We start from the raw sequence: 26,121 nt of genomic DNA, 5'->3' as shown, positions 1-26,121 counted from the left end.
GTCGACTCTTATTCCTTGGGGAATTCCAGTCCCATTTCCTTGTAGCGGTCGGGATCGTCACCCCAGTTCTCGCGCACCTTGACGAACAGGAACAGATGCACGGGGACGCCCATGATCTCGGCGATCTCGGCACGCGCCTGCGCGCCGATCGACTTGATGGTGGCGCCGCCCTTGCCGAGCACGATCTTGCGCTGGCTCTCGCGCTCAACAAAAATCGTCTGCTCGATGCGGATCGACTTGTCCTTGCGGTCGGTCCAGCTGTCGGTCTCGACCGTCGACTGGTACGGCAGTTCCTGATGCAGATGGCTGTAGATCTTCTCGCGCGTGATCTCGGCCGCCAGATGCCGCATCGGCGCATCCGACATCTGGTCCTCGGGATAGAGGAACGGCCCCGCCGGCACCAGCTTGGCGAGCGTCTGGCGCAAATCGGCAACGCCGTCGCCGGATAGCGCCGAAATCATGAAGGTGTGCTCGAAGCGCATCCGCTCGTTGGCGGCCTGCGCCAGCGCCAGCAGCTTCTCGCGCTGCACGAGATCGACCTTATTCAGCACCAGGATCTTCGGATGGGCGACGGTTTCGAGCTTGGCCAGGATCGCGTTGGCCTCTTCGTCGAGGCCCGACTTCGCATCGAGCAGCACGCAGACGAGATCGGCGTCGTGCGCGCCGCTCCAGGCGGTCGACACCATGGCGCGGTCAAGCCGGCGCCGCGGCGCGAAGATGCCGGGCGTGTCGACAAGGATGATCTGCGCGTTGCCTTCGATCACGATGCCGCGGATCAGCGCGCGCGTGGTCTGCACCTTGCGCGAGACGATCGTGACCTTGGAGCCCACCAGCGCGTTGACCAGCGTCGACTTGCCGACATTGGGCGCACCGATCAGCGCGACGAAGCCACAGCGCGTCGCGTCCCCTTGCCCTTTGGCCTCGTCAGTCATTGGTGCCGACGCCTTCGCGCTCGATCATCGCGGATGCCGCCGCCTTCTCGGCCGCGCGCTTGTTGCCACCGAGGCCCTCGGCGGAGGCCAGGCCCGGCAGGTCGACCGCAACGCGGAATTGTGGATCGTGATGCGGGCCGGTGCGTTCGACCTCGCGATAGACCGGCGTCGGCAGCCCCTTGCCCTGTGCCCATTCCTGCAACACGGTCTTGGGATCGCGCAGCGGCCGGCGCAGCTTGTGCATCCGTTCGGTCCAGTTGCGCTCGACGAACTGGCGCGCGGCCTCGTAGCCGCCGTCGAGAAAGATCGCCCCGATCACCGCTTCGCAGATATCGCCGAGCACGGACTTGCGCAACCGGGCGCCCTCGACCGCCTTCACCATGCCGAGCTTGATGTCCTCGAGCAGCCCGAGCGCCTTGGCGACGTCGGCGCAGCTCTCCTTGCGCACGAGGTCGGCGAGCCGCTTCGACAATTCGCCCTCGTCGGCCTTGGGGAACGACCGGAACAGCATGTCCGATACGATCAGCCCGAGCACATGGTCGCCGAGGAACTCGAGCCGCTGGTAGCTGTCGGCGCGGTTGCGGGTGGCGGGCTTCAGCGCGGACACGTGGGTGAACGCAGTGGTCAGCAGCGCAGGATCCTGGAACGTGTACCCGATCCGCGCCTCGGTGCCCGCGATCGCGGCCTTCTCCTCAGCGGCCTTGGCCGCCTTGCTGCGCCGCTTCTTCGGCGCGGCTGTGCCGTCGGCGGCAGGCGTCTGGCTCGGCTCGCCGGTCGGCGCTGGATCGTTGATGGATGCGGTATCGTCGTTCATCGCACGATAGAGAATAGGCGATTCCACCGCACGGCAAGCGGCCAGCGCCAGATCATCCAGGCCTGCTCGCCCTCGGCGATCGAGAAGAAGATCATCTGGGCTCGCCCGATGATGTTCTCGAACGGCACGTAGCCGACCTGCGACAGGAAGCGGCTGTCGGTGGAGTTGTCGCGGTTGTCGCCCATCATGAAGAAATGCCCGGGCGGAACGGTGTAGACGATGGTGTTGTCCATGTAGCTGTTGTCGGTGCAGTCCAGCGTCTCATAGCTGACGCCGTTCGGCAGCGTCTCCTTCCAGCGCTTGACGCGGGCGGTCGCATCCGCCGAGCCGCAGGGATCCTCGCCGACGAAATCGCTCAGCCGCTCCCGCTTGATCGGCTCATCGTTGATGTAGAGCAGCCCGCTCTTCACCTCGATGCGGTCGCCGGGCAGCCCGATGACGCGCTTGATGTAGTCGGTGGAGTCATCCCGCGGCAGGCGAAACACCACGATGTCGCCGCGGTTCGGCTCCGAACCGAAGATGCGGCCCGAGAAAATGTTCGGCGAGAACGGGATCGAATAGTGGCTGTAGCCATAGGAATATTTCGAGACGAACAGGTAGTCGCCGACCAGGAGCGTCGCCTTCATCGACCCGGAGGGGATGTTGAACGGCTGGAACAGGAAGGTCCGGATGACGAGCGCGATCAGAAGAGCATGGATGACGACGCGGATGGTCTCGCCCAAGCCGCTTTCAGATTTGGTCCCGGTGGTCACGCTCATTGCTTTCTCAATTCCCGTGGACTGATGTCCACGCGGTGGCAGAACGTTCTCTTCGCGCGAAGCGTTCGGCCTTCGCGTGAGGAAAATGGCCTTGATTCTGATCTTGAGGGCAAATTCCGGCCTAAACCCGGAATCAGCGTCTCGCTCGATATAACCCTGCGGCGTTTTAGACGGTTGTTCGCAGGGGCGCAATCAATCGCCGCCTCAAAACTTCGCAATTCATTGAAATATCAATGATTTTTTAGTTTGCTGAAGTTTTCCGGCAGAATCCGGCACCGCGGGATCATCTGGCGGGGGCGACCGCCGAAATTATGACGAAGGCCTGGGCCAACGGCCAATCGTCGGTGATCGAAAGGTCGATCTGCGCCTGCATGCCCTCGGGCGTCAGTTCCTGCAGCCGGGCCAGCGCCCCGCCGGTCAGCCGCATCGACGGCCGCCCGCCAGGCAGGTTCACGACGCCCATGTCCTTCCACCACACCCCGCGCCGGATACCGGTGCCGAGCGCCTTGGAGCAGGCTTCCTTGGCGGCAAAGCGCTTGGCGTAGGTTGCGACCACCATCTTCTCGTTGTTGGCACGGCGCATCGCCTTAGCGCGCTCGGCATCGGTGAAGATGCGGTCGAGGAAGCGCTCGCCATGGCGCTCGATCACCTTGGCCACCCGGGTGATGTCGATCAGGTCGGAGCCGATGCCGATGATCATGCGCTGACGCCACCCTGCGCCCTGGCGCGGCCGCGGTCCATCGCCGCACGCATCTCACGCACCGTCCCGGCGATGCCGACGAACAGTGCCTCGCCCATCATGAAATAACCGATGTTCAACTCCCGGATTTCGGGCAGCGCGGAAATCGTCTCCGCGGTGTCATAATCGAGCCCGTGGCCGGCATGGACCTCGAGCCCGGCCGCCTGCGCGAGCTTGGCGCCGGCAACGATGCGCTTCCATTCGGCCTCCGCCTTGTCCTGGTGGCCGTCGACCACGGCGTCGCACCAGCCGCCGGTGTGGATCTCGATCACCGGCGCCTTCAGCTTCGCGGCCATCTCGATCTGCCTGGGATCGGCGGCAATGAACAGCGAGACGCGGATGCCGGCGTCACCCAGCCGCGCGATGAACGGCGCCAGCGCGTTGTGCTGGCCGACCACGTCGAGGCCGCCTTCGGTGGTGAGCTCCTGGCGCCGTTCCGGCACCAGGCAAACCGCGTGCGGCTTGGTGGCGAGCGAGATCCGCAGCATATCGTCGGTCGCCGCCATCTCGAAATTCAGCGGCTTGGAGATCTCGGCCTTGAGCCGCGCCATGTCCTCATCGCGGATGTGGCGGCGATCCTCGCGCAAATGCGCGGTGATGCCGTCGGCGCCGGCCGCGATCGCGGCAAGCGCCAGCCGCACCGGATCGGGCCGCGCTCCGCCCCGCGCGTTGCGCAGGGTGGCGACGTGATCAACATTGATACCGAGACGCAGCGGCGGAGTTTTGGACATCTCTTTGACCTGCAATCTAGCCCGTCATGCGCGGGCTTGACCCGCGCATCCATCCTTTTGGAAAGATGGGTTGCCGGGTCAAGCCCGGCAACGACGAGACGTTACCCATTGACGCGCTCGACCCGAGCGACGACGGCCTTGGCGCGCAACTGGGCGATGATAGCGCTGAGATGCTTGAGGTCATAGACCTCAAGATCGATGGTCAGCTCCGTGAAGTCAGGCGATTGGCGCGACATGTGGATGTTGTCGATATTGCCGTCGTGCTCGGCGATCACGGTCGCGATCTGGGCGAGGCTGCCGGGCTCGTTGACATTGTGGACCAGGATGCGGGCCGGGAAGCGCTGCGGCATGGTTTCGTCGATATCCCAGCGCACGTCGAGCCAGCGCTCCGGCTCCTCCTCGAAATCCTTTAGCGCCGGCGACTGGATCGGATAGATCGTGATCCCCTCGCCCGGCGTGACGATGCCGACGATCCGATCGCCCGGCACCGCACCGCCGTTCGGCGCGAACTTCACCGGCAGGTCGGAATTGATGCCGCGCACCGGGATCACCGAGGTGGCGCGCGCCGGATGCGGCGGGTTCTGCGTCTTCAGCTTGGCGGCGAGACCCTTCTTGGCGCCATAGCGCACCAGCCGCTCTTCCTTGTAATCGGGATACATCGCGCGCGCGACGTCGGAGGCCTTGATCTCGCCGCGCCCGACCGAGGCCATCACGTCCTCGATCGAGCCGCGCGCGAGCCGCGGCAACGCGCCCTTCAGCTTGTCGTCGGCGTATTCGATCTTGGCGCGGGCAAACAGGCGGTCGACGATGCGGCGGCCGAGGCCGGCATATTGGTCGCGCACCGCGTCGCGGGTGGCACGGCGGATCGCGGCGCGCGCCTTGCCGGTGCGGGCGAGCGCTTCCCAGGCCGACGGCGGCGCCGACTGTGCCTTCGAGGTCAGCACCTCGACCTCGTCGCCATTCTGCAGCTCGGAGGACAGCGGCGCGAACTTGCCGTTGATCTTGCAGCCGACCGCGCTGTTGCCGACGCCGGTGTGCACGGCATAGGCGAAATCGATCACGTTGGCGTTGCGCGGCAGCGCGATCAGCTTGCCTTTCGGCGTGAAGCAGAACACCTGGTCGTGGAACAGCTCGAGCTTGGTGTGCTCGAGGAATTCTTCCGGATTGGCGCTTTCCGAGAGGATGCCGATGGTGTGGCGCAGCCAGGCGAAGGCGTTGGACTCGTGCTTCAGCCGCTCGTGCGGCGAGCCCGCGCCCTCCTTGTAGAAGGCATGCGCGGCGATACCGAACTCGGCGATCTGGTTCATGTCCTCGGTGCGGATCTGCAGCTCGACGCGCTGCTTGCCCGGCCCGATCACCGTGGTGTGGATCGAGCGGTAGTCGTTCTGCTTCGGGGTCGAGATGTAGTCCTTGAAGCGGCCCGGCACCACCGGCCAGGTGGTGTGGACGATGCCGAGCGCGCGGTAGCAGGCGCCGACATCGTCGAGGATGATGCGGAAGCCGTAGATATCGGACAGCTGCTCGAAGCCGACCGACTTGCGCTCCATCTTGGTCCAGATCGAAAACGGCTGCTTGCGGCGGCCGAACACCCGCGCGGTGATGCCGTTCTTCTGCAGGTTCTTGGAGAGCTGGGTTTCGATCTCGCCGATCAAATTGCGGTTGCGCTCGGCCAGCGAGTCGAGCCGCTGCTTGACCACCGCATAGGCCTCTGGATCGAGCACGAAGAACGACAGGTCCTCGAGTTCCTCGCGCATCTCGTGCATACCCATGCGACCGGCCAGCGGCGCATAGATATCCAGCGTCTCCTCGGCGATGCGGCGGCGCGAGGCCGGCGGCACGAATTCCAGCGTGCGCATGTTGTGCAGCCGGTCGGCGAGCTTGATCAGCAGCACGCGGACGTCGTCGGCGATCGCAAGCAGCAGCTTGCGCAAATTCTCGGCCTGCTTGGCCTCGCGCGACACCAGTTCCAGCCGCTTCAGCTTGGTCAGGCCTTCGACCAGCGCGCCAATCTCGTGGCCGAACACATTGTCGATCTCGGCCCGCGTCGCCTCGGTGTCCTCGATCGTGTCGTGCAGCAGCGCCGCCACGATCGTGGCGTCGTCGAGCTTGAGGTTGGTGAGGATCGCGGCGACCTCGAGCGGATGCGAGAAATAGGGATCGCCGGAAGCACGGGTCTGCGTGCCGTGCGCCTTCATGGCGTAGACATAGGCGCGGTTGAGCAGGTCTTCGTTGGTGTCGGGGTTGTAGGAGCGGACGCGCTCGACAAGGTCATATTGTCGCATCATTCGCGTCCGCGGCTTGGCCGGCCTCTCCGCCGTGGACGACGTCGGCGCCACCGCGACCGTTTCGGTTGCAGCCTGCATCTGGATGGAACTGCGGCGTCGATACGCCATGGACTCGCTGCCTCTCGCGCGGGACCGGAACGTCCCACCTTTCCTCAATCTAGTGCGCTTTCCAATGAAGCAGCACCCCGCGCGGGCCCTGGAACCATTCAATTTCCCGCGTCCGCGTAGGACGCACCGTAACAGCAAAATTGTCAACAAAAGCAAAGGCCCGGAGCAATGTCCGGGCCTTCGGCAAACCTGTTCGAAACGACGGCAAGCTTACTCGTCTTCCTCGGGCTGCTCCTCCGGGGGCGCCAGACCCTCGAGGCCCTTCAGCAGCTCTTCCTCGGTCATCCGCTCGACCGCGACCTCGGTGTCGTCGGCGTCGACGCTGGCACCGGCGGAACCGATCAGCGGCACGGTGTCGGGCTCGGGCTCGTCGACCTCGACGAACTTCTGCAGGGAGTGAACGAGTTCCTCTTTCAGGTCTTCCGGCGAGATCGTCGAATCGGCAATCTCGCGCAGCGAGACGACCGGATTCTTGTCGTTGTCGCGATCAACCGTGAGTTGCGACCCCGAGGAGATCATCCGGGCGCGATGCGCGGCCAACAGGACGAGGTCGAAACGATTGTCGACCTTGTCAATGCAATCTTCGACGGTGACGCGAGCCATCTCGAGGCGCTCCGTGGTAAAAGGGACCGAACATGTAGGTTATGAGGGTTAGTTATAGGGCTAGCCCCGGTTTCGCAAGGTAAAATTTGTGATTTGCCTTCCGAACAGGCTCTGATAACCCGGTCTGACGGGGGCCAGAAGGGCCGGAGCGTCTGACGACATGGCCAGGTTGCTGTTCCAGGCGAGTAAATCTCTTCATTGCAATGTCAAGGGTCTAGGCTTTTGCCCTCGCCTCACCATAATTGCGGTGGTGACTGTCGTGGGGAAAGATTCACAGAACTTTAGGCAGCAACGCCGGAAATTGCGCGCGGTTGATCACCGCCGCGCTAAGAACACTAACAACCACGCGAGAACACTTTGATGTCGTCACCTGTTTCCAACAAGATCGCGCTCTTCATCGACGGAGCGAATCTTTACGCCACCGCAAAGACGCTGGGCTTCGACATCGACTACAAGCGCCTCCTCAAGGAGTTCCAGAGTCGCGGCACCCTGCTCCGTGCGTTCTACTACACGGCGATCATCGAGGATCAGGAGTATTCGTCGATCCGCCCGTTGATCGACTGGCTCGATTACAACGGCTACACCGTCGTCACCAAGGCGACCAAGGAATTCATCGACGCCAGCGGCCGCCGCAAGGTGAAGGGCAACATGGACATCGAGCTCGCCGTCGATGCCATGGAACTCGCCGAGCATATCGATCAGATGATTCTGTTTTCCGGCGATGGCGACTTCCGTTCGCTGGTGGAGGCCGTGCAGCGCCGCGGCGTTCGCGTCACCGTCATCTCCACCATCGCCAGCCAGCCGCCGATGATCGCCGACGAGCTGCGCCGCCAGGCCGACGTCTTCACCGACCTCGTCGAGTTGCAATCCAAGCTTGGCCGTGATCCGTCCGAACGCCCGGCCCCGCGCGAACCGCGCCACCACTCCCCGCAATTCCTGCAGCGCGCGACCACCATGGCCCCACGGGGAGCCGATGACGATTTCGACGAGTAACCTCGTCGCTGCTGCTACGCGCCCCGACAGCAACTGTCAGCTTTGTGTCAGGCTGGCCGACTTCCGCGCGCAGGCGCGCGCACTGCATCCGGACTGGTTCAACTCGCCGGTGGAATCGTTCGGCGATCCGAATGCGCGGTTGTTGATCGTGGGCCTTGCGCCGGGCATGCAGGGCGCCAACCGCACCGGCCGCCCCTTCACCGGCGACTACGCCGGTGATCTGCTCTACGCGACCCTGCTCGAATATGGTTTTGCCAGCGGCGTCTATCAGGCGCGGCCGGACGACGGGCTGAAGCTGGTCGACGCCCGGATCAGCAATGCGGTGCGCTGCGTGCCGCCGCAGAACAAGCCGCTGCCGGCCGAGATCAACACCTGCCGGCAATTCCTCCGCGCCACCATCGCCGCGATGCCGAAGCTGCGCGCGATCGTGCTGCTTGGACGAATCGCCCACGAATCGACTCTCAAGGCACTGGATGTTCGCTTGGCGGCCGCACCCTTTGTGCACGGTGCCGTGCATAGTGCGGGCAAATTCAAGCTCTACGACAGCTACCACTGCTCGCGCTACAACACGAACACCGGCGTGTTGACGACCGATATGTTCCGCAAGGTGTTCGCGACCGTGCGCAAGGAGCTCGGCTAGCGCCCCTTCCGGTATCCGCTTTGCGAACCGCTATCCAAAGCATGCAAATGCTACAGGACGCTCGCGCGACTTCGGAATAATAGAAAATACCCCTGAATTGCCCGACGTGTCAAGTTGCCTGGGTGAACGTGCCTGGGTGAACGCCGGCCGCCGCCGGCTACTTTGCATGGGGTTGTTCTCGATATTTTGGCAGCGCCCCCTGCAACGACCCCATGACTTCATATTGCTCTAGTCCGTCCGCGGCTTGGCCTTCAGCCATTCCAGCACGTCTCCGGCGTTCCGGTCGGGCGGGAACACCGGATAGAACACGTGGCTGATGCGCGCATCGTCGATCACAAGGGCGAGCCGCTTGATCAGGATCAGCCCCGCCACCGACATCGTCGGCAACTTCAGCGTGTGCGTCAGTTCCAGCGCTTCGTCGGACAGCACCGGAAACGGCAGATGCAGGCGCGAGGCCATCTCGGTCTGGTACGCGTTGCTTTGCGTCGACAGCCCGAACACCTGGGCAGCGCCGGCCGCCTTCAGCTCGGCGAACAGGTCGCGGAACGCGCAGGTCTGCGGCGTGCAGCCGCGGGCGCCCGGGATCATGTCCCAATCGTCGACCAGCCCGATCTTGCCGGGCTCGCCGGTTCGCGGATAGGCGAACACCACGGTGCGGCCCTTGAGCGCCGACAGCGCCACCGCGGTGTCGTCGGTGGCGCGCAGCCTGACCGGCGGGATCGTCATGCCGACGAGGTGCGCCGCGCCGCCGTCATCCGTCGGCGCCGGGATCTTGCTCCAGTCGACGTCAGTGAGGCTGCTTTGGCTCATCGGACCCTCTCCATCCGCCGTCATCGCAATGACGCCGTTCCGCACCGTGCTATCCCCGCGCCCGCATCAGGCGGCCCTTCTCGCGGCTCCAGTCGCGCTTCTTCTCGGTCTCGCGCTTGTCGTGCAGCTTCTTGCCCTTGGCGACCGCAAGCAGCAGTTTGGCACGGCCGCGCTCGTTGAAATACAGCTTCAGCGGAATGAGCGTCATGCCCTCGCGGTCGACCGCTCCGAGCAGCTTGTTGATCTGCTTGCGATGCAGCAGCAGCTTCCGCGGCCGCTTTGGCTCGTGGTTGAAGCGGTTGGCCTGCAGATATTCAGGAATATTGGCGTTGATCAGCCAGATCTCGCCGTTCTTGGAATCCGCATAGGATTCCGCGATCGTGCTCTTGCCGTTGCGGATTGATTTCACCTCGGTGCCGGTCAGCGAAATGCCGGCCTCGATCGTGTCCTCGATTGCGTAGTTGAAGCGGGCCTTTCGGTTTTCGGCAACAACCTTGATCGGGCGTTCGTTCTTCTCGGCCACTTTAGCTCTTCTTGAGGAGGTCGCGGATTTCCGTCAGTAGCACGACTTCGTCGGACGGCTTCGGCGGTTCGGCGGGCTTGGCCTCATCCTTGCGTTTGAACTGATTCATGAAGCGGACGACCATGAACAGCACGAAGGCGACGATCAGGAAATTGAGCGTCAGCGTCAGGAAGCTGCCCCAGGCCAGCACCGCGCCCTGCTTCTTGGCGTCGGCGAGGTTGGTCGCGTTCACGGCCTTGGAAAGCCCGGTGAAATAGTTGGAGAAGTCGAGTCCGCCCGTAATCGCGCCGATGATCGGCATGATGATGTCGCCGACCAGCGAGGTGACGATCGCGCCGAAGGCTGCACCGATGATGACGGCGACGGCGAGGTCGACGACATTGCCCTTCATGGCGAATTCGCGGAATTCCTTCAGCATGCCCATCCCCTTCTGCTCGACGTTGCGCACGGCACTGTTCACGGCGGTCGCGGTCCGGCTCAGTTGATCAGGCCGGCATGGACCATGGCGCTGCGGACCGCCTGGCGGGTCGCTTCGGTGACCGGCACCATCGGCAGGCGCAGCTTCTCGTCGAGCTTGCCGAGCAGGGACATCGCGTACTTCACCGGCGCCGGATTGCTCTCGATGAACAGGTTGGTGTGCAACGGCATCAGCTTGTCATGGATCTTCAGTGCCGTGGTGACGTCGCCCTTCTGCCAGGCGGTCTGGAACTCCGAGCACAGCCGCGGCGCGACGTTCGAGGTCACGGAGATGCAGCCATGGCCGCCATGGGCCATGTAGCCGATGATGGTGGCGTCCTCGCCGGAGAGCTGGTTGAAATCCTCGCCCATCGCCGCGCGCTGCTGCGAGACCCGCACCATGCTCGCGGTGGCGTCCTTGACGCCGGCGATGTTCTTCAGCTCGAACAGCCGCTTCATGGTGTCGACCGACATGTCGATCACCGAGCGCGGCGGGATGTTGTAGATGATGATCGGAATGCCGATCGCATCGTTGATCGCCTTGAAGTGCTGATACAAGCCTTCCTGGGTCGGCTTGTTGTAGTACGGCGTCACGACCAGCACCGCGGTGGCGCCGGCCTTCTCGGCGTGCTCGGCGAGCTCGATCGCCTCCTTGGTCGAATTCGAGCCGGCGCCGGCGATCACGGGCACCCGGCCCTTGGCCTCCTCGATGCACCACTCGACCACCCGCTTGTGCTCGTCATGGCTCAGCGTCGGGCTCTCGCCGGTGGTGCCGACCGGCACTAGGCCGTGGGTGCCCTCGGCGATCTGCCAGTTCACAAGGCCGCGGAAGGCGGCTTCGTCCACCGAGCCGTTTTTGAAGGGCGTCACCAAGGCAGTGAATGATCCCCGGAATTTTGTCTTGGCTGCCATGGACTTCCTCCAAACGCTTCAGGCTAAGGGCTAGGTCGACGGACCTTTGTTGTTGGCGCGCTTCACGTCCGTGCGACCGGCACCCGGTTGTTGCGAAACGCCATGAAAGGCAATTCATATCGGGTCTGGCGGACAGGCGAAAGGGCCGTACCGTACCTATTCCCAGCGGTAATCTGCGGCGCGCGAAATCGTTTCCAGCCGCGATTTTGCCGTTGTGCTGGCGCAAACAGCCGCACCGGCAGGCTTCTTAGTATTTTGTGTACGTTTTCAATCAAATAAGAACCCATGGCCCAAACGACCAGATGATTCGGGGCCGCAGAGGACTTCTGTGATCCGTTCCGTTCGTTCAGGCACATTGCGGTCGACGGCGCTGGCGACGAGCCTGGCGCTCGTTGTTGGCCTTGCCGCCATCACGGCAGATGCCTGGGCCGCCGAGGATGCTCCAACCGCGAAGCCGGCTGCCCAAGACGCGGCTTCCAAGCCTGCCCCTTCCAAGACCGCGCCAAAGTCTACTGCGCCGAAGGCGGCGGCTTCAAAGCCAGCGGCAACCAAACCCGGCGCAGCCAAGACTGACGCGGCCAAGTCCGACGCGGCCAAGGCTGACACTCACAAGACCGAGGCTCACAAGACAACGTCTCCCAAGTCCGGCGCGGTCAAGACAGTCGGAGCCAACGCCGCTCCTGCGAAGACCGAAGCTCACAAGCCAACGGCTCCGAAGCCCACGGAATCCAAGGGTACCACGTCCAAGACCACCGCGGCCAAGACCACCACGTCCAAGCCCGCCTCTCCGGTTGCAACGGGAACTGTATCGAACAGGTCAGTGCCCGCGCCCGCACTGGTTCCGGCAACCCGCCAGCATGCCGCGCCGATCGCGCGCAAGCCGGTGCTGCCTGCGGCCGTGGCCGCGACATCCTCGACGTCGCACTCGGACAAGGAAGCGCTTGCAAGCGTCGTCGAGCTGCTGCGCAAGCGCAAGCCGGCGGACGCCACCGAGGCCGAGGCCTCGATCTCAGATCCGGTCGCGCGCAAGCTTGCCGAATGGCTGATCCTGCGCAGCGAGGACAACGGCGCCTCGGTCGAGCGCTACCGCGCCTTCCTCGATGCCAATCCGAGCTGGCCGTCGCAGACCTTCCTCCGTCGCCGCATCGAGGCTTCGCTGTGGGACGACCACCGCGACGACTCCGCGGTCTGGGCCTGGTTCCAGAATGAATCGCCGGTCTCGGCCAAGGGCCGGCTCGCGCTCGCCAAGGTGATGATCGGACGCGGCGACCGCGGCAATGCCGAGCGCCTGGTCCGCGAGGCCTGGCGCAACGACGGAATGAGCGAAGATACCGAAAACACCGCGCTCGAGCTGTTCGGCTCCTTCCTGACTGCCGGCGACCACAAGGCACGCATGGACACCATGCTGTACGGCACCGACAACGAGGCCGCCGGCATGCGCGAAGCCAAGCGCCTTGGCTCCGGCTACGTGGCGCTCGCGAAGGCACGCATCGCCGCTACCCGCAAGGGTTCGAACCTGCGCGCGCTGCTGGAAGCCGTGCCGAGCGAACTCTCCGGCGACGCCGGCTACTTGTTCGCCAGGATTCAGTTGCTCCGCCGCGAGGAGAAATTCGCCGAGGCCGCGCGGCTGATGCTGAGCGCGCCGAAGGAAGCCTCCCGCCTCTACAATGTCGACGAATGGTGGATCGAGCGCCGGCTGCTGGCGCGCAAGATGATCGACACCAACGAGTTTCGCACTGCCTATCTGATCGCGCGCGACGCGGCGCTACCGGCCCGCGACATCTACAAGACCGAGCAGGAATTCACCTCGGGCTGGATCGCGCTGCGCTTCCTCAACGATCCCGCCCTCGCCGCCCAGCATTTCGCGCGGATCGGCGTCGGCAGCGCTAATCCGACCGCGCTGGCGCGTGCCGGCTATTGGCAGGGCCGCGCCGCCGAGGCCGCCGGCCGCGGCCAGGAGGCGCGCGCCGCCTACGGACGCGCTGCCGAGCAGTCCACCAGTTATTACGGCCAGCTCGCGCGCGCCAAGCTCGGCCTGCCGCAGATCGAGCTGAACAGCGCGCCGCGCGGCCGCGGCGCCGAGCGGCTGGAGATCGTGCGCGCGGTGGCGCTGCTCTACGAAATCGACGCGCGCGAGCTTGCGATCCCGATCTTCGGCGACATGGGCGACAATGGCGATCCGGAGGCCCTCGCCGGCCTCGGCGAGCTCACCGCGCGCCATGGCGATGCCCGCGGCATGCTGCTGATGGGCAAGGCCGCGCTCAACCGCGGACTGCCGTTCGACCACTACGCCTATCCGGTCAACGGCATCCCCTCGTTCCGCCAGGTCGGGCCGGAGGTCGAGCAGAGCGTCGTCTACGCGATCGCGCGCCAGGAGAGCGCGTTCAATCCTGCGGTGGTGTCACCGGCCCAGGCCTACGGCCTGATGCAGGTGACGCCGGACGCCGGACGTTACGTCTGCAAGCGCGCCGGCATCGGCTTCGACCTCAACCGGATGAAGACCGATCCGGTCTACAACGCGATGCTCGGCGCCGCCGAGCTCGGCGGCCTGCTCGAGGACTATCGCGGCTCCTACATCCTGACCTTCGCCGCCTACAATGCCGGCCGCGGCAGCGTGCGGAAGTGGATCGAGCGCTATGGCGATCCGCGCGATCCCAAGGTCGACGCGGTCGACTGGGTCGAGCTGATTCCGTTCTCGGAGACGCGGAACTACGTCCAGCGGATCATGGAAAACCTGCAGGTCTATCGCGCCCGGTTCGGCGGCGGCACCAAATTGCAGATCGAGGCCGATTTGCGACGCGGCGCCAGCGTGGAATGAGCCGGCGCAACCGGTTTTCGACAGGCTGGGCGACCGCAGCTTCCAGCCTCGACCAAAGATCCAGCTAATCTATTGTTATATCTTGCATTTTAAGCAACCGCGCGCTCTGATACGAGCCGATCGGCGCGGTTTATAAAGGCTTGGGGACGGCCGGCGGCCGAGCTGCCCTCAAATCACCTTGGCGCAATCTGAATCTGCCGCTTGCGGCTCAGCGCCCTCTCGGGCATATCGGCGCCATTGGAGACGTGGCCGAGTGGCTGAAGGCGGCGGTTTGCTAAACCGTTATAGGCTTGTAAAGGCCTATCGAGGGTTCGAATCCCTCCGTCTCCGCCAGCCAACTATTGTCCAGCCCGGAGACATGGGTAACAGGTCGTACCTAAGACATGGGTGACAACCTCGTGCGAGAGCATGGTCAAATTCATCTCTCAGAATCGCGCCGATTTTCCGAAACTTGAGACGGCGATCAGTTCGACCGTTACTGCAAATATGACCAAGGCTGGATAAAGAAGCGCCGCCGGGACAATGCCATTTCGAGCCCGGCGGCGTACTTTTGGCGTGCTGAACGGCGCTCCCTTAAAGTTCAATCTCGATTGCCATGTTCGCGCGCACAAGGGTGGTCAAGCCCGCTTTCAATCTCTTCGCTTGCCAGGTCTGGAAAGCTGGATCGGCGTTCAGCTTGTCAACCGCCGCGCCATAAGCCGAAAACGTCTCAAAATTTACTGAGAAAACGAAATTGCCGGCTTCACCGACGGCGACAGACCAGAACCTTGGTTTGCCACCATGCTTGCGCCAAAGCCCGGCACTCTCCTTTGCCAATTCGAGTATTCCTGCGAGGTCACCGCCTGGATTCGGCTTGACCACGTACTGCACGACTACTGCCATGCTACCCTCCATTGAAATTACAGGAGGAGCGCATGCGAGGCTGTTTTTCGGTCGTGGGGTTTGATCTAGGTCAAGCAATCCAGCGACGCGACATGGGTACTTAGCTGCCCCGGCGCGAACCGCGATGGCATAGTGCCTGCACTCTGGACCGTGCTGGGGATTTCAGTGTCCCAGTTCAGGAAGGAAACGCCGCCGGGCGTGTATTTTTGAGACCGGCGGCGTACTTTTTGGGGATTCGATCAGATCCAGTCGGTTGCCCAGCCGGGCAGACGATCCGGAAGCGGCCTATCGAGCAGGCCAGCGACCAACACGGCGAGCGCCGCTCATTCGATGGCGCCTTCGCCGTTGCTCCATCCGAAATGGGGGACCGCCGAGGCAATCGCCCACATCCAAAACGGTGTTGGCGTGCGACCCGCTGACTGTGACTTCGAAAGTATTTTCCAGATCTCTTGTTCGCCCGGTATTGTCCATAAGCCGCAGAAAAAGCAGCCCTTTACTCACTCTTGAGCGGCGGTCCTAAGAGGGTCGTCCTGGAGGAATGCCGGCATCGGCCCCTGGCCTGGACCGGTTGTCACCTCCGCGTGAATGAAACATCATTCCCGGCTCCGCGAAGCGAGCACGCAACAAACCGCGCCCACCATCCCCGCATTGTTTATTTCACCTGAACATTTCCGGGGTAAAGCCATGCAGCAAGACAGTGGCATCCACTTCCAGGATACCGACCAGGTTCTGCGTAACGCCCAGCTTCGCCGATCCGCCGATTTGGGTCCCTGGTTACGGCAGCGCTTCTCATCCAAGGCAGGCAGGCTCGTGGTCGCAACTTCGCTGGCTTGCATGGTTGTTGTGCTGGCGATCGCTGTTGCCCCGCGGCCGGTCTCGAGCGCTGCGCTTGGCAGCGAGTGGCAATGTAGCAAGGCAGCGTTTGTCCTGACGACCTGCCGTCAAGCCGACCCTGCCCGTTCATAGTAAGCAGCCGCATTGGGGACGTACGGTAGCGACGTCAATTGGCACTGGTGAAACCATTTGTCCGGCGGCTCCGTAACTGGAGCGCCGGCCTATTTCTTCCATTTTGGCACTACGGGCCGGCTGGGGCCGTTCGGTCTTTCCCAGTCACGAACGGCCCCACTTTTAGGTCCATCCATGAACCGCGTCAGCTTTCCCTCGGCTTGATTATTTGGCATCAAATGATCAAGGCGCCCGCACGAAGAATCCGCCGGCCGGTCGAGCTCGAGCTGAAGGCGAAGAAATAGATGGATGGCCCAAGTCGCGGTCTCAGGTCAGCGATCTGTTTCGCGCTGGTTCTCGTTCTGCCTGCTGCGCAGACGCCGCCGACGCTGCATTCGCGGGACGAGTGGCGTGTGGTTGACAAGGAATGCCGCGACGTCTTGCCTGCGCAGGCAAAGATACGGGCGTGTCTCAACCTGCTGAGCGATCGACGCCTCTCGACCGCTTATCTTGCGTCGATCACCGGCGAAATATCGAGCACCTTCCAAGGCTTGCGGGACTACGGCAACGCCATCAAGTACAAGAAGATCGAAATTGAACGTACCTCGGCGAGGCAACCTTCTTCGTCGGGTGACGCACTTCCTGCCAGTCTCGGTGCGATGTCTCTGCGTTACACGGAGCTCGGGACACTCCAGGCGCTCAATCGCCAAGCCAATTTCGGCAGTCAGTCGGATGAAGCACGCCGAGGCGCCACTGAGGAGCAAAGCAGCTACAACCTTGCGCTTCAGTACAACCCGATGAACTACAGGGCATATCGATACCGGGCTGAAATTCGCAGCCAATTCTGCGACAGCGCGTCCGCCGCTCAAGACATGGAAGCAGCGGTCAGGTTTGCCGAACAGGCAGGAGACCAGGTCGCCGCGCGAGACTACAAGCACGTCACGCTAGGTGCTTGTGTTCCTGCGTGGCGGCAAGAATAGTCCGAGCCATCAGACTGTCGCCACCCGGCGACACACGCCGCGCCGCACCGCCCCGACAGTATTCTTACGGACCCCCAACTGGCAGGGAACTTGCGATGTATCCAGTAGTTCGGCGCCAGCTGTTCTCGGTGTGCCGAACTCAGACATTCGGAGCACGCAAATGAACATGCATCATCGTTTTGAGACAGCTGGCGGACGTGGCGGACGCGAGTCGACGGTCTGCAAAATGCTGTCCGATCTCATCCTGGCCTGCCGGCAGATCGAAGCCGACATCGCGACCGAAGAAGCGCGCGTGGGAATTTATGACCGATCGGACGCGAGGTATCCGATTTTGGCAAGGTCGCTCAATGAGCGGCACGCCAATCTCAAGGGAACGATTGCCACGCTCGAAAAGCGCGTCGCCGAGAGATCTCAGCACAAGATGGTGACCGACGCAGCATAGCTCGGTCTTTGACCAGCTCCTTGCACGCGGGCAGAGCGATCGATGCGATGAAGCATCAGTGCGGCGGCGACGACGTCAGCCGCTGCCGCGGGTGGATGGATCGAGGTTTCGGTTCTCGCCGGGCGGGATCGGGCCAAAGCCCGGATATACGTACCGGTCCGGAGACACGACCTGTTCACTTGGACGGATGATGAGGTGCTGTCGCCCGCGACGATGATGCGCCTTTGCGGCGTCAGCATCCGCACTCCACAGGACCACAAGGGGCAACGTCAGGGCTAAGGCAACAGGCAAGCAAACACGCAAGGCAACACGCATCACGATCACTCCGTTTCACCGAACAGGTGATCGCCGAGCGTAGCGCTGTATTCTGCCCTGGCTTCTCACATGCGATCAAAACAGCGAGATCGGCGATCCGTCACTTCGTTATCGCGCACCGATCGTGATCTTTAGCGGCCGCGGCAAGGCTTGCGCGCAGGCGACACCGAGCAGCGCGAGGCCGCCGCCGATGACGTGGAACGGCCTGACCGGCTCGCCGAGCATCACGATCGCGGCCGCGGCCGTCAGCACCGGCAAGAGATTCATGAAGATCGCGCAGCGGTTCGGGCCGAGCTGCGCGACGCCGCGGATCCAGAGGAACGGCAGCACGACCGAGGCGAGCGCGCCGGCATAGACGATCAGCGGCAAAGTCTCGGCGTTGACCTGACGCAGCGGCGCCGGCGTCGCGAGGAACGCGGGAAACATCACGGCCAGCGCGCACAGCGCCTGCATGTAGGTGGATTGCCATCCAGTGATCGGGAGATTCCAGCGTTTCAGCAGCACGCCGTACAGCGCATAGACAATCGCGGCCAGCAGCATCAGCGCGTCGCCCGCATGCACGCCGTTCTGCAATAACGACGACAAGTGGCCGCCGCTGACGAGATAGACGAGGCCCGCAAACGACAGCGGCGCGCCGCAGATCATGCCAAGCGTCGGCGGTTCGCCGAGCAGCGCGGCACTGAGGGCGACCGTCAAGAGCGGCGTCAGCGCGGTGAACACCGCCATGTTGGTCGCGGTGGTGGTCTCGGCCGCCAGATACGACAGGCTCTGGAACAGACACATCGCAAGAAAGCCGAGGATCGCGAGCGGACCAAGATGCGGCCAGATCGCATGCCGATTGCGCCAGGCGCCGCGCGCCACGAACGGAGACATCAGCAGCACCGCGACCAGCAGGCGATAGAAGGTGATCGCCTGCGGACCGATCGTGTGCGCCGAGAGGCGAGAAACGATGACGTTGCCTGCCCACAGCACGATGGCAACGAAGGGATAGAGAAGTGCGACTTTCTGCTTGAACATGACCCGGCAGCGCGTTGGTGAAGGACACACCAGCAACTACCTGTCGCGCCGACGTCCGTCTCACGCTAGAATGACCTCACCTAGCGAGATTGGGACATACGAGATGAAGACGTGTTGGACGAGCTGATCACACGCCACCTCGACTATCACGCCACGGCGCGGCCGATGGCGGCGATGGAGATCGACTATCCGAGCGGCGCGTCGACCGGCCTGCACGCGCATCCGCGCGGCCAGCTGCTCTACGCGATCGAGGGCGTGATGGTCGTGCGCTGCGCTGAAGGCACCTGGGTGGTGCCGCCCAACCGGGCGGTGTGGCTGGTGGCCGATCTCGCGCACGAGGTCCGGATGTGCGGCGCGGTCAAGATCCGCACCGTGTTTGTGGACGCCGACGCGGCTCCCAATCTGCCGCAGGCCAGCTGCGTGTTCGCGGTCTCGCCGCTGCTGCGCGAATTGTTCGTCGCCGCGATGCGCGTCCCGCTGGACTATGCGCCCTCGACCTCCGATGAGCGCCTGATGCGCGTGCTGCTCGACCAACTGCGCGAAGTCGATGTGCTGCCGCTGCACCTGCCGATGCCGCGCGACGAAAGGCTCGCGCGGATCTGCGCCGCGCTGGTGGCCCACCCGGACGATGGCTCCACGGCGGAGCACTGGGCGCGCCGGCTGAAGCTGACGTCGAAGACCATCCATCGTCTGTTCGCCAGGGAAACCGGCATGACGTTCGGCGAATGGCGTCAGCAGGCCCGCCTGCTGTTCGCGCTCGAACGCCTCGCGCGCGGCGCCCGGGTGGTCGATGTCGCACACGATGCCGGCTATGCCAGCCAGAGCGCCTTCACCGCGATGTTCCGCAAGCATTTTGGCATGCCGCCCAACGCGTTCTATCGGTAAGCCGTCCACTGCCGCTGTGCTCCCTCTCCCCGTTCTTACGGGGAGAGGGTTGGGGTGAGAGGCTGCATCCGCAAAACAACTTCGAGTTAGACTCGCGGAGATTTCCCCCTCACCCGGATCACATTGCGCTTCGCTCCATGCGATCCGGCCTCTCCCCGCACACGGGGCGAGGTGAAGCAGAGTCCGTTGCTCGGCCTGACATAATCTCGTCGCGCTTTAGTGCTCCGCCGCCGACTGAGCCTCCGGTCCCAGGATCCATTCCCTGAACGCCGCGATCTTCGGAAGCGACTGCCGGTTGTCGGGACAGACGAGATGGTAGGCGAACTCCTCCAGATGCGCGGTCTCGAGCAGCTGGACCAGTTCGCCGCTCGCGATCTCATTTGCGACCATCGCGGCCGGCAGCAGGCCCGCGCCCTGCCCCGTCAGCACGGCCTTCAGCAGGAGGCCGCTGTCATCGAACGACGGTCCGCGCAGCGTGCGAACCTCCGCGATGCCGTTGGCCTGAAACCACAGGCTCCACCCCTTGCGATCGGCGTCATGCACCTGCGGCCAGCCCGCGAGTTCGCCCGGAGATGCCGGCCGGCCAAGTCGCTCAACCAGCGACGGCGATGCCACCGCCACCATCTCCACGGTGACGACGCGGTCGCTGCGCAGCCCCGGATAGCGGCCAAGGCCGTGGCGCACCGCGACGTCAACGCCGCTGCGCGAGAAATCGACCACTGTGTTGCTGGTGACGATCTGCAGATCGATCTCGGGATGCGCACCCTGAAACGAGGCCATGCGGGGCACCAGCCAGGCCGACGCAAAGAACGGCGTGACGCTCACCGTGAGCGTACCGACATCGACCGATGCCGCGACGCGGCGCGAGGCATCCGCGATCTGGCGAAAGGCGTTGCGGATCGACGGCAGATAGTCGCGGCCGGCGTCGGTGAGATAGATGCCGCGCGGAACCCGCTCGAACAGCTTCACGCCGAGATCGGCTTCGAGCGTCTTGAGCATCTGGCTGACCGCGCCCGGCGTCACGCACAGCTCCTCGGCCGCGAGCTTCACCGAGAGATGGCGAGCAGCGGATTCAAACGCCTTGAGCGCGTTCAGGGGTGGAAGCCGGCTTTCCATGATTTAGATTTTCTAATCTGAATTGCCCAGCAAATCTGGTTTGCCAACTCGGCGTTCCGGGCGCCTTATCAGCTTAATCCGATGCTGAAAGCCGCGTCAATGCAGGGAAAAGTCGAATCATGGAACTTAGATTTTCTAACCTTCTTTGCCGCTCCCGACGGCTCCGTTTTCTTGATGGAGCCAAGCCATGACTGAGGTCGCAAGCAGGCTCACCCTCCGCGAGATCGCTGCAGGCGGCCGGACCGGCCCGCTCGTCGAGCGCATCAACGCGTCGCAAGCCGGCAGCCTGCCCGGCCAGCTGGATTTTCAATGGCTCGAAGCCGGATGCGGCCACATCCGCGGCCGCTTCGAGATTGCCGCAAAACACTTCTCGCCGCACGGGCTGCTGCACGGCGCAAGCATCGTCGCATTGGCCGATACCGCATGCGGATTCGGCTGCCTCGCGTCGTTGCCGGATGGCGCCATCGGCTTCGCCACCGGAGAGTTGAAAACCAACTTCATCGGCGCCGCGCGCGAAGGCGGCGTGAGCTGTGAGGCGCGCCTCGTTCACGCCGGGCGCACCACCCAGGTGTGGGACGCCGAGATCCGCAGCGAGGCGACAGGCAAGACCATCGCGCTGTTTCGCTGCACGCAGATGCTGCTCTACCCGCCGAGCAAGGCCGGTGGTCATGCGGCACAGGGAGAACGATCATGAGGAATGCCGTCATGCACGCCGGTTATCAACGAGCCAGACCGTTCTACGGCTGGTACGTCGTCGCAGCAGCCTTCGTCGTCACATTGATCGGCTTCGGCAGCGCCTACACATTCTCGTCCTTCGTCGAGTCCCTGCAGCGGGAGTTCGGCGCCTCGCGCGGCTCGGTGTCGCTGGTGTTCTCCTTCGCTGGCTTCCTGTATTTCGGCCTGGGGATGATCTCCGGTCCGCTTGCCGATCGCTGGGGCGCACGCAGGCTCGCTGGCCTCGGAATGGCGCTGGTCGGTCTCGGCATGGTGCTGGCGGGACAGGCGCAGACCATCCTCCAGGTCTATGCCGCCTACAGCATTGGGATCGGCGCCGGCGTCGGCTGCGCCTACGTGCCGACCTTGGGCGCCGTGCAGCGCTGGTTCGTCAGGCGGCGCGGTTTTGCGTCGGGCCTCGCGGTCAGCGGGATCGGGGTCGGCACACTGGTGATGCCGCCGCTTGCGACCTGGCTGATCACGAGCCTCGGCTGGCGCGATGCCTATGTCGTGCTGGGCGTTGTCGCCGCCGTCGCCGGGATCGGTGCATCGCTGCTGATCGCGGACGATCCGCGCCGCTACGGCACCGGACCGGACGGCGATCCGCTCGAGACGGTTTCGGGCGCGCCGCTCCGCCAGGGTGTTGCGATCCGCGCTGCGGTACGGAGCGCGCGCTTCGCCGGGCTCTATGCCGCCTGCCTGATCAGCGCGTTCGGCGTGTTCGTGCCCTTCGTGCACCTCGTGCCGTTTGCAATCGATCATCAGGTGGCGCCGACGCTGGCCGTACTGTTGCTCGGGATGATCGGGGTCGGCAGCACGGCCGGCCGGTTCTTCCTCGGCGGCATCGCCGACCGCGTCGGCCGCGATGTATTCCTGGTCGCGATGTATCTCGGCATGGCCGTCTCGCTGGCGATCTGGGCGATCGCCGGCACCTTCTGGTCGCTCACGGCCTTCGCGCTGCTGTTCGGCCTGTTCTATGGCGGCTGGGTCGCGATCCTGCCCGCTGTCGTCACCGACCATTTCGGCGGCCGCAATGTCGGCGGCATCATCGGCATCCTCTACACCAGCGTCGCGGTTGGCACGCTGCTGGGCCCGAGCGCCGCCGGCTTCGCCTACGACATCAGCCACAGCTACTTCATTCCGGTGGCGATCAGTGCAGCCGCCAATCTCGTCGCCGCCCTCATCGCAATGGCGACCATGCGAACGGCCTCGCCGATCGCCTCGGTTGCGCAGCGGTGACGTCCCATGACGGGCGGTGACCCCCGTGCTACGCTCGGAGATCACCGCCCCATCGTTTCGAGCCTCTGTGATCACTCGCTTCGTCATGACCAATGCCTGGACTTATCAGCGAGCCGACAGGGAAGACATCGTCGAGCTGGCATCGTGGCGCGGCGCCGGCTCGCTTGGCCTCAAGCCGCACTTCCATGACGAGAGCCAGATCGTGCTGGTGCTGTCGGGGTCGCGCGCCTTTCGCATCGGCGGCGCGACCGTCACCGTGCCTGCCGGCCATGCCGCGCTCATTCCGGCGGGCATGCTGCATGCGCCGATGACGATGTCGGACGAGGAAACGGTCTGCCTGAACGCCTACGTTCCAGCCGGCCGCGTCTGCTCGTCGGTGCGGATCATCCGTTTCGGGCAGCGTTGGCGGAACGTCGACGAGATCTCGCCTGAGCACGTCAGCGAGATCGCCGACGACATCCTGTCGTGCGCGCCGTCCTACCCCGCCGGGTACACCGACAGGACGAAGCTCGACATCGCGCTGACCGAGAGCGTCGCGCCGATCGGCGCGATTGCCGCCGGCTTCGGGCGAAGCCGCGAAGGGTTCAGCCGCATGGTCAGCCGCGAGCTCGGCATCCCGCCGCATACCTTCCGCCTGCTGGCCCGCCTCAATCTTGCCCGGCAATTGCTGCGCGCCGGCGCGCCGATTGCGGCAGTCGCGGCCGATGCGGGCTTTTCCGACCAGAGCCACCTCACCCGGCTGTTCCGCCGCACCTTTGGCACGACGCCGGGCGTCTACTGGCGCGGCTGAAGTGACGTCACAGACGTTCCAGACCGATTGGCGCGCCGCCCGCTAGCCTGCTCACCCTAAAGAGGGTGAAGGATGAATACCCAGACAAGTCTTCTGCTGCTGGCGGCCGGGGTCGCCGGCGGCATCATCAATGCACTGGCGGGCGGCGCGACGCTCATCACCTTTCCGGCGATGCTCGCGGCGGGCCTGCCGGCCGTCATCGCCAACGCGTCGAATGCGGTGGCGATCTTGCCGGGCCATTTGATCGCCGCGCTCGCCGATCGCGGCAAGCTGCCGCCGCCGACGCGGCGCACGATCAGCTTCGTCGTGATCGCCACGGTGGGCGGCGCGGTCGGCGCCGGCGGGTTGTTGCAGCTTCCCGAGCGGCTGTTCCTGCTGCCGGTGCCGGCCTTGATCGCATTTGCAACGCTGTTGTTCGGCTTCGCGCCGCAGATCCAGGGATGGACCGTCGGGCGCGAGAAGGCCGCAGCGCTGCCCTCGACCGGCGCGAGCGGTGCTATCCTGGGATTGTCGTGCATCTATGGAGGCTTCTTCGGCGCCGGTCTCGGCGTCATCCTGACCGCGGTGCTGTCGATCACCGAGCCCAACGACATCAGGGCGATCAAGGCGTTGAAGAACCTGCTCGCGACCTGCGTGTCGCTCGTTGCCACATTGATCTTTATCTTGCAGGGCGCGGCGCGGTGGCAGGAGACCCTGGCGATGCTGCTCGACGCCATGATCGGCGGCTATGCCGGCGGTTTCCTGATCCGGATCCTTCCCGGCCACATCGTCCGGCAGTTCGTCATCGTGGCCGGAGCGGTGATGACGGTGGTCTACGCGGCGCGATACTGGTTCTAGGTGGAGCGAGGGAGCCGAGGCTCCCATCGACATCGGTTGGCTTAGTGCGTCGTCATCCAGGCGCGGGCTTCACGCTGGGCGGCCGCGATCTCGACATCGGACATCTGCTCGGCGACTTCGCGGCGGTGCGCGATCGCGTCAGTACGTCCCTTGAGCGCCGCCAGGTTGAACCATTTGTGCGCCGCGACGAGGTTGACCACGCCGGAGCGACCGCTCGCCCAATACATGCCGCGTTCGAACAGCACGTCCTGGATCGCCGTTGCGGCAACCGGGACAGCGCTTTCCTGATCGATGACCCCCTGAAACATTCTCATTCCCCTTTTTGTTGTTGGCCGCCCTCCCCCGAGCGCGGCCCCCGTCCACTGTTAAAACTACCCTGTCATTCCCGGGCTGATCTCTTGATCATGCCCCGCGCCGATCCTTGGGATCACCGCGTGCCGTTTGCCGGCTTGTTGGGATGATCATGGCCCATCAAATTTGAAGAGCGGTTTAAGTATCGCGATGAACGGGATGTAAATCGGCGTCGCCGAGGGCGCATCGAGGAATCGCAGAAGTGCCTGTGCCGCAGGCACTTCCTTGCATTCGTGAACGCCGGTTTACCCTGGTGTTTGGGACAACGATAACCATGGCGGACATTGGCCGCGGCGCCGGCGGGTCCCACCAGGCAATCAGTTTCGAAATTGACGGAGGGGCGGCGCGACCATGGACGAGCCGCGGAGCGGCGTGCGGTCGGGTGCGCAGACAAAAGCAACGCGAGGCCGTCAGGCCCAGCGTCGATCCGGAACGGGGATGGATGGGGAAAGTGGCTGCCGGGCGCGGACTGCGCGGGCCGCCGGAACGAGGGGGTCGGCGAACACGTCAGGACCAGATTTCAGCTCGGCATTCTCGCCGGTGAAATTGCGGAACCAAGCGGGCTCCGCACCGAACGAAGAAATCTCTGTTTCTTCTGCCGGACCGGTTTTGGGAAGGTTGCCCTCTCCGAAATTCGATCCAGCCGTTTGACCTGATGTCTCGCCGACACCCTCTTTCGTCAGCCAGAGCCTTGGGGGTGGGATGTGCCTCTCAGCAGTCCGTCCGCTGGCTCTCGCGACGTGCCGGCGTCAAGCCGCCGGCAATCCTCTCGAGGCGAGAGGCTTACTTCTTCTTGGCGACCTTGCGGGTCTTCTTCGCAGTCTTCTTCACTGCGCTCTTCGCCTTCTTCGCCTTCTTCGCCTTCTTTGCCTTCTTAGCCATGTTGCCCTCCAGTATGTGAGATGGCTCTACTTCGCTGCGTGCACTCGGGAATCGATATGCACTACTTCCCGAATACACCAACAGACCGAAAAAAACAGTGTCCCGCTTAAGGAAGTGTTGACGCAGCGGTGGCAACGCGCACAGCGCGCGTCGCCGTTCAAATCGACGATGCAATCGCGCGACGATGCAAGAAGTGCAACAGCCGCCGACATCGGCATTTGTCAACGTTGCAGGAAACGCTTGTATTGCAGGCCTTTCTTGAATTCGCATTGAAGCGATCGACACGCGACCGTCATTGCGCTGAGTCGCGAGCAACGACAAAAAGCGGCGCGACGCCGACGCCGAGTCGTAATTTTTGGCAACGAAAAAAATTTCGTGGGTAAGACGGGTTTTGCCTCGTTTGAGGTCATCCGAACCGGATTTGCGAACGAATCGCGGCTTCTGCGATTCGGCGCCGGTGGCGCCGGCGCGCCACGAACGGAGGGTGTGAGGCAGGATCACGCCGCGTTCACGCGCGCGCGACGACACCGAAGGTGACGGCAAAGGAGCATGCAAGGGAGCATGATCCGGCTGGATCATGCGCCAAGGACAACATCATTGTCCT

At 63.9% G+C, this 26,121-nt stretch carries 27 protein-coding genes and 1 tRNA gene; 12 read left to right on the top strand and 16 right to left on the bottom strand.

What is annotated here, in order from left to right; translation table 11 throughout:
* Window positions 1-8 precede the first annotated feature (8 nt).
* From era to rpoZ, 7 genes are all read right to left on the bottom strand, one after another.
* A complete protein-coding gene (gene era, locus ACVIYL_RS30410) occupies window positions 9-932 on the bottom strand; it encodes a GTPase Era (protein WP_016844010.1) in 924 nt (307 codons plus the stop codon).
* Window positions 925-1,746 (bottom strand): ribonuclease III, encoded by an 822-nt coding sequence (rnc, locus tag ACVIYL_RS30405; RefSeq protein ID WP_057020752.1) that lies wholly within the window; start codon window positions 1,744-1,746, stop codon window positions 925-927. Before rnc ends, era begins: the two co-directional genes overlap by 8 nt.
* Window positions 1,743-2,504, bottom strand: coding sequence for a signal peptidase I (gene lepB, locus ACVIYL_RS30400; protein ID WP_028333840.1), 762 nt, complete (start codon window positions 2,502-2,504; stop codon window positions 1,743-1,745). The genes rnc and lepB overlap by 4 nt, the downstream gene beginning before the upstream one ends.
* A 283-nt stretch (window positions 2,505-2,787) precedes the next feature.
* A complete protein-coding gene (acpS, locus tag ACVIYL_RS30395) occupies window positions 2,788-3,204 on the bottom strand; it encodes a holo-ACP synthase (RefSeq protein WP_021078359.1) in 417 nt (138 codons plus the stop codon).
* The gene (locus ACVIYL_RS30390; protein WP_253608388.1) at window positions 3,201-3,974 is read right to left on the bottom strand and encodes a pyridoxine 5'-phosphate synthase; all 774 of its coding nucleotides are present in this window, start codon (window positions 3,972-3,974) and stop codon (window positions 3,201-3,203) included. The genes acpS and ACVIYL_RS30390 overlap by 4 nt, the downstream gene beginning before the upstream one ends.
* 101 nt (window positions 3,975-4,075) lie before the next feature.
* The gene (locus tag ACVIYL_RS30385; protein WP_057020754.1) at window positions 4,076-6,367 is read right to left on the bottom strand and encodes a RelA/SpoT family protein; all 2,292 of its coding nucleotides are present in this window, start codon (window positions 6,365-6,367) and stop codon (window positions 4,076-4,078) included.
* 210 nt (window positions 6,368-6,577) lie between these two features.
* Window positions 6,578-6,970 (bottom strand): DNA-directed RNA polymerase subunit omega, encoded by a 393-nt coding sequence (rpoZ, locus tag ACVIYL_RS30380; RefSeq protein ID WP_016844003.1) that lies wholly within the window; start codon window positions 6,968-6,970, stop codon window positions 6,578-6,580.
* Window positions 6,971-7,330: 360 nt separating this feature from the next.
* Between rpoZ and ACVIYL_RS30375 the strand changes: the two genes are divergently transcribed.
* Both ACVIYL_RS30375 and ACVIYL_RS30370 read left to right on the top strand, forming a co-directional pair.
* A complete protein-coding gene (locus tag ACVIYL_RS30375; RefSeq protein ID WP_016844002.1) occupies window positions 7,331-7,963 on the top strand; it encodes a LabA-like NYN domain-containing protein in 633 nt (210 codons plus the stop codon).
* Window positions 7,944-8,603, top strand: a complete 660-nt coding sequence (locus ACVIYL_RS30370; RefSeq protein ID WP_456780438.1) for a uracil-DNA glycosylase — start codon at window positions 7,944-7,946, stop codon at window positions 8,601-8,603. The genes ACVIYL_RS30375 and ACVIYL_RS30370 overlap by 20 nt, the downstream gene beginning before the upstream one ends.
* Window positions 8,604-8,831: 228 nt before the next feature.
* Here ACVIYL_RS30370 and ACVIYL_RS30365 read toward each other — a convergent pair whose 3' ends face one another.
* The 4 genes from ACVIYL_RS30365 to dapA are packed head-to-tail and all read right to left on the bottom strand — an operon-like array spanning window position 8,832 to window position 11,304.
* Entirely contained in the window at window positions 8,832-9,413 is a 582-nt protein-coding gene (locus tag ACVIYL_RS30365) for a peroxiredoxin (RefSeq protein WP_456780437.1), read from the bottom strand.
* 49 nt (window positions 9,414-9,462) lie between these two features.
* Complete coding sequence (gene smpB, locus ACVIYL_RS30360) at window positions 9,463-9,936, bottom strand: SsrA-binding protein SmpB (RefSeq protein WP_076834415.1); 474 nt, start codon at window positions 9,934-9,936, stop codon at window positions 9,463-9,465.
* A 1-nt stretch (window position 9,937) separates the two neighbouring features.
* Window positions 9,938-10,354, bottom strand: a complete 417-nt coding sequence (gene mscL / locus ACVIYL_RS30355; protein ID WP_057020874.1) for a large conductance mechanosensitive channel protein MscL — start codon at window positions 10,352-10,354, stop codon at window positions 9,938-9,940.
* A 59-nt stretch (window positions 10,355-10,413) separates the two neighbouring features.
* Window positions 10,414-11,304: a 4-hydroxy-tetrahydrodipicolinate synthase gene (dapA, locus tag ACVIYL_RS30350; protein ID WP_456780436.1), complete on the bottom strand. Its 891-nt coding sequence runs from the start codon at window positions 11,302-11,304 to the stop codon at window positions 10,414-10,416.
* Between the two features lie 331 nt (window positions 11,305-11,635).
* On the opposite strand from dapA, the gene ACVIYL_RS30345 reads away from it, so the two are divergent.
* The gene (locus ACVIYL_RS30345) at window positions 11,636-14,122 is read left to right on the top strand and encodes a lytic transglycosylase domain-containing protein (protein ID WP_375167143.1); all 2,487 of its coding nucleotides are present in this window, start codon (window positions 11,636-11,638) and stop codon (window positions 14,120-14,122) included.
* 239 nt (window positions 14,123-14,361) lie between these two features.
* Window positions 14,362-14,455, top strand: a tRNA-Ser gene (locus ACVIYL_RS30340).
* 240 nt (window positions 14,456-14,695) lie between these two features.
* Here the strand turns inward: ACVIYL_RS30340 and ACVIYL_RS30335 are convergent.
* The gene (locus ACVIYL_RS30335; RefSeq protein WP_157340985.1) at window positions 14,696-15,004 is read right to left on the bottom strand and encodes a hypothetical protein; all 309 of its coding nucleotides are present in this window, start codon (window positions 15,002-15,004) and stop codon (window positions 14,696-14,698) included.
* A 585-nt stretch (window positions 15,005-15,589) separates the two neighbouring features.
* Here ACVIYL_RS30335 and ACVIYL_RS30330 point away from each other — a divergent pair.
* From ACVIYL_RS30330 to ACVIYL_RS30320, 3 genes are all read left to right on the top strand, one after another.
* Window positions 15,590-15,970 (top strand): hypothetical protein, encoded by a 381-nt coding sequence (locus tag ACVIYL_RS30330; RefSeq protein ID WP_253608386.1) that lies wholly within the window; start codon window positions 15,590-15,592, stop codon window positions 15,968-15,970.
* A 284-nt stretch (window positions 15,971-16,254) separates the two neighbouring features.
* Window positions 16,255-16,929, top strand: coding sequence for a hypothetical protein (locus ACVIYL_RS30325; protein ID WP_253636032.1), 675 nt, complete (start codon window positions 16,255-16,257; stop codon window positions 16,927-16,929).
* 160 nt (window positions 16,930-17,089) lie between these two features.
* On the top strand, window positions 17,090-17,371 hold the full coding sequence (locus ACVIYL_RS30320) for a hypothetical protein (protein WP_253608384.1): 282 nt from the start codon (window positions 17,090-17,092) through the stop codon (window positions 17,369-17,371).
* A 423-nt stretch (window positions 17,372-17,794) separates the two neighbouring features.
* Here ACVIYL_RS30320 and ACVIYL_RS30315 read toward each other — a convergent pair whose 3' ends face one another.
* Window positions 17,795-18,703, bottom strand: a complete 909-nt coding sequence (locus ACVIYL_RS30315; RefSeq protein ID WP_253608383.1) for a DMT family transporter — start codon at window positions 18,701-18,703, stop codon at window positions 17,795-17,797.
* Between the two features lie 165 nt (window positions 18,704-18,868).
* Between ACVIYL_RS30315 and ACVIYL_RS30310 the strand changes: the two genes are divergently transcribed.
* Window positions 18,869-19,588 carry an AraC family transcriptional regulator gene (locus ACVIYL_RS30310; protein ID WP_456780435.1) on the top strand — a complete coding sequence of 240 codons (720 nt, stop codon included), beginning with the start codon at window positions 18,869-18,871 and terminating at the stop codon, window positions 19,586-19,588.
* A gap of 216 nt (window positions 19,589-19,804) precedes the next feature.
* Here ACVIYL_RS30310 and gcvA read toward each other — a convergent pair whose 3' ends face one another.
* The gene (gene gcvA, locus ACVIYL_RS30305; protein WP_253608381.1) at window positions 19,805-20,704 is read right to left on the bottom strand and encodes a transcriptional regulator GcvA; all 900 of its coding nucleotides are present in this window, start codon (window positions 20,702-20,704) and stop codon (window positions 19,805-19,807) included.
* A 187-nt stretch (window positions 20,705-20,891) separates the two neighbouring features.
* On the opposite strand from gcvA, the gene ACVIYL_RS30300 reads away from it, so the two are divergent.
* The 4 genes from ACVIYL_RS30300 (at window position 20,892) to ACVIYL_RS30285 (ending at window position 24,284) form a co-directional block, all read left to right on the top strand.
* Window positions 20,892-21,398 (top strand): PaaI family thioesterase, encoded by a 507-nt coding sequence (locus tag ACVIYL_RS30300; protein WP_253608380.1) that lies wholly within the window; start codon window positions 20,892-20,894, stop codon window positions 21,396-21,398.
* Entirely contained in the window at window positions 21,395-22,657 is a 1,263-nt protein-coding gene (locus tag ACVIYL_RS30295) for an MFS transporter (protein WP_253608379.1), read from the top strand. Before ACVIYL_RS30300 ends, ACVIYL_RS30295 begins: the two co-directional genes overlap by 4 nt.
* Before the next feature lie 67 nt (window positions 22,658-22,724).
* Window positions 22,725-23,447, top strand: a complete 723-nt coding sequence (locus ACVIYL_RS30290; protein WP_456780434.1) for a helix-turn-helix domain-containing protein — start codon at window positions 22,725-22,727, stop codon at window positions 23,445-23,447.
* 72 nt (window positions 23,448-23,519) lie between these two features.
* On the top strand, window positions 23,520-24,284 hold the full coding sequence (locus tag ACVIYL_RS30285) for a sulfite exporter TauE/SafE family protein (RefSeq protein ID WP_253608377.1): 765 nt from the start codon (window positions 23,520-23,522) through the stop codon (window positions 24,282-24,284).
* A 41-nt stretch (window positions 24,285-24,325) separates the two neighbouring features.
* On the opposite strand, the gene ACVIYL_RS30280 is transcribed toward ACVIYL_RS30285, so the two are convergent.
* Window positions 24,326-24,592, bottom strand: a complete 267-nt coding sequence (locus ACVIYL_RS30280) for a hypothetical protein (RefSeq protein WP_021078341.1) — start codon at window positions 24,590-24,592, stop codon at window positions 24,326-24,328.
* An 826-nt stretch (window positions 24,593-25,418) separates the two neighbouring features.
* A complete protein-coding gene (locus ACVIYL_RS30275; RefSeq protein WP_229159374.1) occupies window positions 25,419-26,096 on the bottom strand; it encodes a hypothetical protein in 678 nt (225 codons plus the stop codon).
* Window positions 26,097-26,121: the final 25 nt, after the last annotated feature.

This window comes from Bradyrhizobium sp. USDA 3315, assembly GCF_054056795.1.
The sequence above is the reverse complement of the archived record's forward strand: the minus strand, read 5'-3'. Positions and strand labels throughout refer to the sequence as shown.

Coding starts and splice junctions, on each gene's coding strand:
- era (WP_016844010.1), bottom strand. CDS start 932: ATGACTGACGAGGCCAAAGGGCAAGGGGACGCGACGCGCTGTGGCTTC.
- rnc (WP_057020752.1), bottom strand. CDS start 1,746: ATGAACGACGATACCGCATCCATCAACGATCCAGCGCCGACCGGCGAG.
- lepB (WP_028333840.1), bottom strand. CDS start 2,504: ATGAGCGTGACCACCGGGACCAAATCTGAAAGCGGCTTGGGCGAGACC.
- acpS (WP_021078359.1), bottom strand. CDS start 3,204: ATGATCATCGGCATCGGCTCCGACCTGATCGACATCACCCGGGTGGCC.
- ACVIYL_RS30390 (WP_253608388.1), bottom strand. CDS start 3,974: ATGTCCAAAACTCCGCCGCTGCGTCTCGGTATCAATGTTGATCACGTC.
- ACVIYL_RS30385 (WP_057020754.1), bottom strand. CDS start 6,367: ATGGCGTATCGACGCCGCAGTTCCATCCAGATGCAGGCTGCAACCGAA.
- rpoZ (WP_016844003.1), bottom strand. CDS start 6,970: ATGGCTCGCGTCACCGTCGAAGATTGCATTGACAAGGTCGACAATCGT.
- ACVIYL_RS30375 (WP_016844002.1), top strand. CDS start 7,331: ATGTCGTCACCTGTTTCCAACAAGATCGCGCTCTTCATCGACGGAGCG.
- ACVIYL_RS30370 (WP_456780438.1), top strand. CDS start 7,944: ATGACGATTTCGACGAGTAACCTCGTCGCTGCTGCTACGCGCCCCGAC.
- ACVIYL_RS30365 (WP_456780437.1), bottom strand. CDS start 9,413: ATGAGCCAAAGCAGCCTCACTGACGTCGACTGGAGCAAGATCCCGGCG.
- mscL (WP_057020874.1), bottom strand. CDS start 10,354: ATGCTGAAGGAATTCCGCGAATTCGCCATGAAGGGCAATGTCGTCGAC.
- dapA (WP_456780436.1), bottom strand. CDS start 11,304: ATGGCAGCCAAGACAAAATTCCGGGGATCATTCACTGCCTTGGTGACG.
- ACVIYL_RS30335 (WP_157340985.1), bottom strand. CDS start 15,004: ATGGCAGTAGTCGTGCAGTACGTGGTCAAGCCGAATCCAGGCGGTGAC.
- ACVIYL_RS30330 (WP_253608386.1), top strand. CDS start 15,590: ATGAAACATCATTCCCGGCTCCGCGAAGCGAGCACGCAACAAACCGCG.
- ACVIYL_RS30325 (WP_253636032.1), top strand. CDS start 16,255: ATGGATGGCCCAAGTCGCGGTCTCAGGTCAGCGATCTGTTTCGCGCTG.
- ACVIYL_RS30320 (WP_253608384.1), top strand. CDS start 17,090: ATGAACATGCATCATCGTTTTGAGACAGCTGGCGGACGTGGCGGACGC.
- ACVIYL_RS30315 (WP_253608383.1), bottom strand. CDS start 18,703: ATGTTCAAGCAGAAAGTCGCACTTCTCTATCCCTTCGTTGCCATCGTG.
- ACVIYL_RS30310 (WP_456780435.1), top strand. CDS start 18,869: ATGGCGGCGATGGAGATCGACTATCCGAGCGGCGCGTCGACCGGCCTG.
- gcvA (WP_253608381.1), bottom strand. CDS start 20,704: ATGGAAAGCCGGCTTCCACCCCTGAACGCGCTCAAGGCGTTTGAATCC.
- ACVIYL_RS30300 (WP_253608380.1), top strand. CDS start 20,892: ATGACTGAGGTCGCAAGCAGGCTCACCCTCCGCGAGATCGCTGCAGGC.
- ACVIYL_RS30295 (WP_253608379.1), top strand. CDS start 21,395: ATGAGGAATGCCGTCATGCACGCCGGTTATCAACGAGCCAGACCGTTC.
- ACVIYL_RS30285 (WP_253608377.1), top strand. CDS start 23,520: ATGAATACCCAGACAAGTCTTCTGCTGCTGGCGGCCGGGGTCGCCGGC.
- ACVIYL_RS30280 (WP_021078341.1), bottom strand. CDS start 24,592: ATGTTTCAGGGGGTCATCGATCAGGAAAGCGCTGTCCCGGTTGCCGCA.
- ACVIYL_RS30275 (WP_229159374.1), bottom strand. CDS start 26,096: ATGATCCAGCCGGATCATGCTCCCTTGCATGCTCCTTTGCCGTCACCT.